6 protein-coding genes are annotated in these 8,931 nt (G+C 46.2%); 1 reads left to right on the top strand and 5 read right to left on the bottom strand.

Annotated features, from left to right (window positions below; all coding sequences use genetic code 11):
• Positions 1 to 64: 64 nt before the first annotated feature.
• From QUB24_RS10220 to QUB24_RS10200, 5 genes are all read right to left on the bottom strand, one after another.
• The gene (locus QUB24_RS10220; RefSeq protein ID WP_333153057.1) at positions 65 to 688 is read right to left on the bottom strand and encodes a DUF3859 domain-containing protein; all 624 of its coding nucleotides are present in this window, start codon (positions 686 to 688) and stop codon (positions 65 to 67) included.
• A gap of 182 nt (positions 689 to 870) precedes the next feature.
• Complete coding sequence (locus tag QUB24_RS10215) at positions 871 to 1,587, bottom strand: HAD-IA family hydrolase (protein ID WP_333153055.1); 717 nt, start codon at positions 1,585 to 1,587, stop codon at positions 871 to 873.
• 163 nt (positions 1,588 to 1,750) lie between these two features.
• On the bottom strand, positions 1,751 to 3,664 hold the full coding sequence (locus QUB24_RS10210) for a S9 family peptidase (protein WP_333153054.1): 1,914 nt from the start codon (positions 3,662 to 3,664) through the stop codon (positions 1,751 to 1,753).
• Positions 3,665 to 3,844: 180 nt separating this feature from the next.
• Positions 3,845 to 4,027, bottom strand: a complete 183-nt coding sequence (locus QUB24_RS10205) for a hypothetical protein (RefSeq protein ID WP_333153052.1) — start codon at positions 4,025 to 4,027, stop codon at positions 3,845 to 3,847.
• Positions 4,028 to 4,030: 3 nt separating this feature from the next.
• Positions 4,031 to 5,224, bottom strand: coding sequence for an NAD(P)/FAD-dependent oxidoreductase (locus QUB24_RS10200; RefSeq protein WP_333153050.1), 1,194 nt, complete (start codon positions 5,222 to 5,224; stop codon positions 4,031 to 4,033).
• Between the two features lie 517 nt (positions 5,225 to 5,741).
• Here QUB24_RS10200 and QUB24_RS10195 point away from each other — a divergent pair.
• A complete protein-coding gene (locus QUB24_RS10195; protein WP_333153048.1) occupies positions 5,742 to 8,831 on the top strand; it encodes a PAS domain S-box protein in 3,090 nt (1,029 codons plus the stop codon).
• Positions 8,832 to 8,931: the final 100 nt, after the last annotated feature.

Genomic DNA, 8,931 nt, shown 5'->3' with positions numbered 1-8,931 from the left:
CCAATAATTATTGTGGAACAGGCCGGAAAGCCTGTTCAAAACAGGCTTTTTTGGATAAGTCTATTTATTTCACCGTGAAAGGTTCACGGCTGATGACGCGCCCATCCAGGGACATCCGAACTTCCCATTTGCCGGGGGCGGCAGCAGATCCGAGATCGTAAAAGCAGTGGGTATTCCAAACCGCAGTATTGATCGTGCTAGTTTGATACCTGCCCTGATGAACAATGTCACCGCTGGGATTAATCCAATCGCATTGCAGAGACAACTGATTGCCGATCAGAGCATTTTTCAACGTCACCTGGTAGTAGATGCGGGGGTTGATTTGACGGTTGACTTGAGTGAGGCTGTCACCGCCCTTTTGAGATAGGGCAATCCTGTCTTCTCCTCCCACAACTTGAGCAGTTTTTTGTTGCTGATTTTGCCCGAACAGTACACCTATACCGATCGCAGAAATGACAACGGCTGTCGAGGCGATCGCGATCCAGCGGTTGCGTCGCTGCTGTTTTTCTAGGGCTTCGCGGCGGCGCATTTGGGCGATCGCATCTTCTAAAAGCTCATCAGGAAGATTCAACTCCCGTAAAATTTCTCTTACCTGATCTGGGGCCAATTCTAACTCGCGCCGCTGCGATAACTTGTCGATTTCAGCGACTACCTGTGCTAACTGAGTTTGAGTGAGTCGAGTTTCCATAGAGTTCACCATTAGTATCGGTAAAGTTCTTTCCGACTAGAAATTAAATATAGCAACCATCTCTCTCTTTTCTTCCTCTGCGCCCTCTGCGCTCTCTGCGGTTAAATTATCCATATTATTCAATAAGTAGCTCTCAAAGTCAATTCATAAAAATCCTAACCTTGACCTCATAAAAATCATATTTATATAAAATCCAGACTGGCAAATTCCTCTATTTTCTGAAAATAAATTAAATCCAACTTTCCTAAATCCAGTTTTTCTTGTTGGCGATTCAACCAAATTGCATTTAAACCAGCATTTTTAGCGCCACAATAGTCCGCCTTGAAGCTGTCGCCGATATGCAACACATTCTCGGCAAGGCAGTTGTGTTTCTGCAAAGCTGCGGTAAAAATTTGAGACTGGGGTTTTGCTGCACCAACTTCGGTAGAAATTGTTACTGATGTGAAATATTCAGCTAAATTTAGTGCTTTTAATACTGCATAAATTCTGGAATCGAAATTCGATACTACTGCTAATTCAATCCCTTGTTGCTGCCACCTATTTAATGCTGGCAATACGTCGGGATAGACGAACCAAGGTTCGGCGGTGGCAAAATGAGCGTAGAGTTCGGCAAAGAATTTGGGAAAGTCTGAGAATTGATTGAAAACGCCTGCTCTTTGAAAAGCGTTCGCGCAAACTGCTTGCCACCATTCAAATTCTAGCTGGGGAATTTTGGCTAATTCTTTTCCGGGAAATGCCATCGGATTTGATTGGGAAAAACTTTGGAAAAATGCTGCATTTAACTCTTCGTTAGAAACAGTTACTCCCCAACTGCGGGCGAATTTTCCGTAGACTTCGCCGACGCTGCCGCGCACGTCAAATAGCGTGCCTGCGGCATCGAGAAAAATAATTTTGGTCATTTGAGAAGAAAAAGGGAAGAGGAAAGAGGACTTATCGCACATCCGGTTGCATCGGAATGATTTAACCACAGAGGACACAGAGAACACAGAGGAAAAGAAGAGAAGAGAAGAGAAAAGAGATTTGAGTAATTCCTTCTTTGTTCTTCCTTTTTCCTTCTTCCTTCTAATTAGTTGTTTGCGGATTTACTACACCGGAATGATTGGGAATGTTGGCCGCCGGTTCAAATCTGCCTCCTAAATATTTAGCGAGGAATTCTTCGGCGATCGCATAAAAGTGCAGGCGATTTTCCGGCCGCCCAAATCCGTGTCCTTCGTCTGTATAAAGCACGTATTCTACAGGTTTGCCGGCTTGCTTCATGGCATGGACAATTTGCTCGCTTTCTGCTTCTTTTACTCGCGGGTCGTTAGCACCTTGGGCGATTAGCAAAGGTTTCTGGATGCGATCGACAAAAGATAAAGGCGAGATCGATTTCAGAAACTCTGGTTCTGTTTCCAAATTGCCGACGCGGTGATACAGACTTGCTTTTCTCGGTTCCCAGTAAGGGGGAATAGTTTGCAGCAGTGTAATCAAATTGCTTGGCCCGACAATATCGACGGCGCAGGCAAAAACATCGGGACTAAAAGTCAATCCCACTAAGGCAGCATAACCACCGTAAGAACCGCCCATAATCGCAATTTTATCCTGTTGGGCAATTCCTGTTTCTACCAGCCAATTAACCCCATCTAGCAAGTCGTTGTGCATCTTAGCGGCCCATTCGCGATTGCCAGCATTAAGAAAGGCTTTGCCGTAGCCGGTGGAACCGCGAAAATTGATTTGCAAAACGGCGTAACCTCGGTTTGCCAGCCATTGGGCTTGTGAGTTGTAACCCCAGGTATCGCGTGCCCAGGGGCCGCCGTGTACTAGCAAGACTGTCGGTACGGGTGTTGAGACACCAACCGGTTTTGTCAGGTAGCCGTGAATGATTAAACCATCTCTTGCGGTGTAAGAAATGGGTTCCATTGATGATAGCGGTAGCCCTTCGAGTTTGGGTTGGTTGCTGAACAGAAAGGTGAAGGTTTTGGAAGTGCGATCGTAGGCATAGTAGTAAACTGGGCCGTCGTCTGTCCTGTAAGCGATTAGCCAAGTGGTATCGGCGAGGTTGCGGCTGGTAAGGTCGAATTCGCCGGGGCGAAATTTGCCGATCGCCTCAAAATCCTCTGCTATGCTTTGGTCTAAAATCTGCCACTCTTGCTTGTCCTTGTAGAAGGAAACCGCCTGAATCTCTCGGTTGGTGGGGTGTACGACAATGCCGCCGACATCGTATTCTGGGTCAGAGGCGAGATCCGTTTCTTGTTTGGTTTCTAAGTCTAATGCGATCAAACGTTTGGCGTTAGCATCATGATTGCCCATGATGTAAAGAATTTTGCCGTTTTCTGAGAACATGACGGCACCGCCTTCCTCGTCGGGCCCCCAGCTTCGCAGGCTTTCCCAAGACTTGTCCGCAGTTTCCCGAAACACCAATTCTGATCCGCCGTCGGCATTTGTGGCTGTCGCCGCCCGCACTTGAAATTGGGCGTCAGCAGCCCAATTGACGATGTTTCCTGGGTTGTCGGTGTCGAGTTCAACGGCACCGTTTTGCAGGTTGATGCGGTAAAGATCGTGTTTGCGCCGATCGCGGATGTTCATTCCCACTAATATTTCATTGGGGAAGTTGCGGTCAAGGGCAATCAGATGAGCTCGAACGCCTTGAAATGGTGTCAAGTCGCGCACCAGGTTTGACTGGATATTGACTGAGAATAAATGCCATTTTTCATCACCATCAATATCTTGCTGATAAATGAGCTCTTCGCCGCTGTACGTCCAGAAAAAGATGCGGATGCCGCGTTTTTTATCTGCTGTCAGTTGGCGATCGTCTGATTGACCGACGGTACGGAATTGCACTTGCAAGACGTTGTGTTCATCGGGTGCAATGTAGGCGATATACTTGCCGTCTGGTGAAAGTTTTGGGCTAGTTTTTTCGGGGTTTCCAAACAGAATTTCCCGCTCGATTAGCGGTGTAACTTCTGTTTTTGGCTGTTGAAATGTGGAAGTTTGCATTTTTTTTTGCCTAAGATTCTCTAGCTGTCGCACTCGCCCGCCAGTCCGCCAGGGAATAAATTCCCTGTCTAATAGCTAAAGTCCTCTAAAAGAGGACTGCATAATTCATTAGACATCTCCCAAAAATAGGTTTTTGTCCAAATACGGCAAGGCTTCCATAATTTTTTTAGGAGATGTCTATTAGTCCTCTTTTAGAGGACTTCCGCTTTGAGGCAGGGGTTTCAACCCCTGCCGGACTGACGGACTGACGGAAACAGCCTTAAATTGACAGGCCTTGGACTCTTGGAGTGCCCCTACGGGTATCGATCGATCGGGGGTGTACTTCATAAACGTAGAATCTGCTGTATCTATTTGAAGAAGCATCGATTAGTTTTTAAGCAAATCCTGAATCGGTTTACTAATCCAATTGAAACCAACTTTTAGTTGATGGTCAAATGTTGGCATCCGATAGAGATAAGCTAAGCGGCGAGCAATGTGGGCTAGTTGTCCGTCGAGTTTAATTCCTAAACCGGCTAGGGTGGCGTTGTCAATTCCTAATGTCATCATTTCTCCTAGCGGCTGATAGCGGAAAGGAAGTAATGGGCGGCCAGTGAGGGAGGCCCAAATGTTCCATGCGGTGTAGTCAGCTTCCTGGAAGGCTGTTTGGGCTGTTCCGGGGACTTTTTGACCATTTGCATCGTGACATTCAGCTAAGTCTCCCAAGGCAAATATATCTGGATGGTCGATTATTTGCATTTGCGAATTGACTATTAATTGACCGCGGCGGTTTTGTTTGAGGGGTAGCGATCGCACTGCTTGACTAACTTGAGTTCCTACTGTCCACAGCACTATGTCTACGGGGAGAACGTCTAATTGTCCTTTGTAAAGTAAGGATATTGTGTCCGCTTCGATCGCCTCTACTTCTGTTTCTAAGTCGATCCACACTTTCCGTTTTTCTAAAGCTTGGCTGGCGGCTTCGCGGTTAAACTCCGGTGATGTCCGCAGAATCATGTCGCTTTGCTCGACTAACCGCACGCGGCCTTTTTCTCCGAGTCGATCGGCTAATTTACAAGCTAATTCTACTCCCGAATAACCGGCGCCGACGATCGCCACCCGAATTTTGTCCTTGTTGCTGGCTTCTAAAAACCGCAGTCTTTCTTCTAAACGGTAGGCGTCGTCGAGGGTGCGAAATGAGTAAGCGTATTCAACCGCACCCTTAACCATATCTAGAGGGGTTTCGCCGCCTAAAGCTAAAACAAGGCGATCGCACGGAATTTCTGGCCCGTCGCGCAACTGCACTCGCTTTTCCTCCACATCGATGCCGGAGACAGTACCTTGACAAAAGCGCACGCCTGTGTTTTCTAAGAGTTCGGCAAACGGCGGGGCAATTTCCCAGGTTTGGAGTTCGCCGGTCAGGAGTTCGTACAGCAGGGGAACGAACAAAAATCGATCGCGGCGGTCAACGAGAACTATTTCGGGTTTTTCGGTTTTGGAGAAGGGTAACTGACTCAAGCGCAGGGCTGTGTAGAGTCCGCCGAAGCCTCCGCCGAGAATGCAAATCCGGGGTTGTTGTTGAGTCATGGTGTTTTGTTTGAGGGGCGATCGGTAGCAAGGAAACTTATCTTATTCTAACGAGAGTGAGGGAGTGGGGAAGGGGGAGAGTGGGGGAGTCGGAGAGTCGGAGAGTGGGAAAGTGGGAAAATCTTCCCTGTTTCCCTCGAACCTCAACATCCATCCGTTAAATCCGTTAAACTCACATCTTGCACCATTCTCGCTTAACAGGCTTTCGCGCCTGTTTCACAAAGAATGAATTTCTTGTGCGGTGGGCGCTTCTAGCCCGCCCCTAAAAGGCTTATTGAGAATGGTGCAACATCTCAGTTAAATCCTTTAAATTCGTTAGACAATTCGTTGGGGAAGTGTTTTCTACATCTCTAGCCTTGATTAGCTTTACCTATTACCCGCCCTCAAATTTTCTGAATGTTCGCCGAACTAATTTTGTACTATATTAGTTTATAACGAATTATTTCGCAAATTTAATTCACTTTTTATAGGGTCATCTACTCTAACACTTGCCCCCGCACTCACAAGTGAAAAAATCATGCAAATTTCCTCGAATTCTTCTAAATTTAAGAACGGCGATCACAATAACGAAGACGGCTCATCTTTGTTAAAAAGCGAAGAAAAATATAAAAATTTAGTAGCTAATATTCCCGGTGCTGTCTACCGCTGTACCTGCGAGTATACGGACGCCGGGGAATTAACACGGACAATGGCGTTTTTGAGCGAGGCGGTTCAAGAAATATCAGGCTATCCATCTTCTGATTTTATCAACGATCGCGTCCGTTCCTTGGCAAGCATTATCCATCCTCAAGACCGCAAAAATGTGGATGCTGTTGTCAAAAAAAGTGTAGCAACTAGAACTCCGTACATCCTTGAATACCGCATTGTCCGGGCTGACGGCGAAATTAGCTGGGTTTACGAAAAAGGCAAAGCTATTTGCTGCGAGGCGGACGAGGCGAGAGGAAGACAAGAGGGACAAGGACAAATTGAGGACTTTTTGTCGGCTGTGGTTTCGCCGGTTTCGCCGGTTTCGCCGGTTTCGCCGATCGCAAATTCTCTGTGTCGGGTTGTTTATCTCGACGGAGTGATTTTAGATATTACGGAACGAAAGCGAGCTGAGGAAAAGCTGCGAAACACTCAAGATTTTCTGAATGCGGTACTGCAAAATCTACCGATTAGTGTCTTTATTAAAGATGCTGTAGAGCAAAAATTTATTTATTGGAATACTGCTAGCGAAGAATTGTTTGGCTATTCCAGGGATGAAGTGCTATTAAACAATGCTGCTGACTTGTTGAAGTCAGAGGATGCCAATTACTTGCATGCACAAGATTTAGAAGTGCTGGCCACTAGAAAAGGCGTCGATTTGCCCGAACAAACTATCGAACTTCCGCGCGGGGGAAAGCGGATTTTGCACACGAAAAAAGTTCCTTTATTTGACGAGTCTGGCGCGCCTAAGTACATTCTGGGTATTGCTGAAGATATTACGGAAAGCAAAAAAAATGAAACAGAATTGTTGCGCTTGGCCATTGTGGCTCAAAAAACGCAAAATGGTGTGATTATTACTGATGCTCAAGGCTGCATTGAATGGGTGAATGAAGGATTTACTCGGATTAGCGGTTATGTGCTAGCAGAAATGCAGGGAAAAAAACCGGGTGATGTACTGCAAGGCCCTCAAACCGACCCGCTAACTATTGCTCAACTGCGATCGGCTTTGGCGGCAGGCGTGCCGTTTAATCAGGAAATCTACAATTACAAAAAGGATGGAAAGGGTTATTGGGTGGCGCTTTCGATCGCCCCAATTTATCAAGAAAATGGCGAACTAGAAGGTTTTATTGCGGTGCAAACTGATATTACCGATCGCAAGCAAGCAGAGGAAACACTCAGGGAGAGGGAGAATTATTACCGCTGCATTGTCGAGACGGCTTCGGAGGGCGTTTGGATGTTTGATAGCGAAAGTATCACGACTTTTGCTAACTCTCGGATGGCCGAAATGCTGGGGTATACTGTGGAGGAAATGCTGGGGCGATCGCTATTTGAGTTTATGGACGGAGAATCTAGGGAAATAGCTGAAAGTTATGTCCAGCGCAGGCGGGAAGGCATTCGCGAACGCCACGATTTTAAGTTTACTCGGAAAGACGGCTCTCACTTGTGGGCGATCGTGTCCGCGACGCCGATGTTCGACGCTGAGGGCGAATTTTCCGGGGTGTTGCGGATGATTACCGATATTAGCGATCGCAAACAAGCCGAAGCAGAATTGCGCCAAACTCTCCAAGAATTAGAATTTGAAAAATTTGCCTTAGATCAATCGGCAATTGTCTCGAATACCGACGAATTCGGAGTCATTACCTATGTCAACGATCAATTTTGCGAACAATTTAAATATTCGCGAGAAGAACTGATCGGCAAAACCCACAGACTTGTCAATTCTGGCTATCACCCAGCAGATTTTTTCAAGCAGCTTTGGTCAACCATCCGCCAGGGAAAGGTTTGGCGGGGAGAAATGAAAAATCAAGCTAAAGACGGTACATTATTCTGGTTGGATACTACGATTGTACCTTGCTTAAATACCAGCGGAGAACCTCATCAATATGTAGCAATTCGCAAAGATATTACCAAGCGCAAACACGCCGAAGAAGCGGTGCAGCTTTCCGAAAGTCAATTGAGGACTAAAAATCAAGAATTGGCAAAAGCCCTGCGGGACGTGCATAAAACTCAAAGCATGATGGTTCAAAATGAAAAAATGGTAAGTTTGGGGCAATTAGTCGCTGGGGTAGCTCACGAAATCAACAATCCAGTTAGCTTTATTTACGGCAACGTCATGCACGCTGACGATTACTTTAAAGACTTGCTAAAAATGCTGCAACTTTACCAGCAGGAATACCCGCACCCAACACCAGCAATTAAACAAGAGATAAATGATATCGATTTGAATTTTCTGCTCAGAGATTTGCCGAAATTGTTAAATTCGATGAAAATGGGAGCAGAGCGAATTCGCCAAATTGTGCTGTCACTGAAGAATTTTTCGCGATTAGACGAAGCCGAACAAAAGCAGGTGGATATTCACGAAGGGATTGAAAGCACTTTGTTGATTTTGCAGCACAGGTTTAAAGAAACGGCAGGACATCCAAAAATTACGCTGCTCAAAGAGTTCGGGAATTTGCCCCGCGTACAGTGTTATGCAGGACAGTTGAATCAGGTTTTTATGAATATTATCGGCAATGCAATTGATGCTTTGGAAGAGGCAATGGAGACTGGACAGTGGGCAGAGGGACAACTGGCGCCTATTCCTCATTGTCCTTCGCCGACGCTGCGGATTTGTACGGATGTAAAATATGAACAGGATGCTGTGATGCAAGCAGATTCTGCTGTTTCTGATGATTCAATGCGGCATCCTTCTCATATTGTGATTCGGATTGCTGACAACGGGCCGGGGATTCCGATAGATGTTCACAAAAGGCTGTTCGATCCGTTTTTTACTACGAAAGAACCTGGTAAAGGTACAGGTTTGGGGCTGTCTATCAGCTATCAAATTGTAGTGGAAAAACACGGCGGGCTGCTTAAGTGTGATTCTGCACCGGGTCAAGGCACGGAATTTGCGATCGAGATTCCTGTGGGAAATAGTCAGTAGTCAGTAGTCAGTAGTCAGTAGTCAGTTGTCATTAGTTAACAGTCAACAGTCAACAGTCAACAGTCAACAGTCAACAGTCAACAGTCAACAGTCAACAGTT

The sequence above is a fragment of the Microcoleus sp. B9-D4 genome, assembly GCF_036705105.1.
Lineage (GTDB): Bacteria > Cyanobacteriota > Cyanobacteriia > Cyanobacteriales > Microcoleaceae > Microcoleus.
Note: the sequence above shows the minus strand (reverse complement) of the source record. Positions and strands in the feature narration are given on the sequence as shown.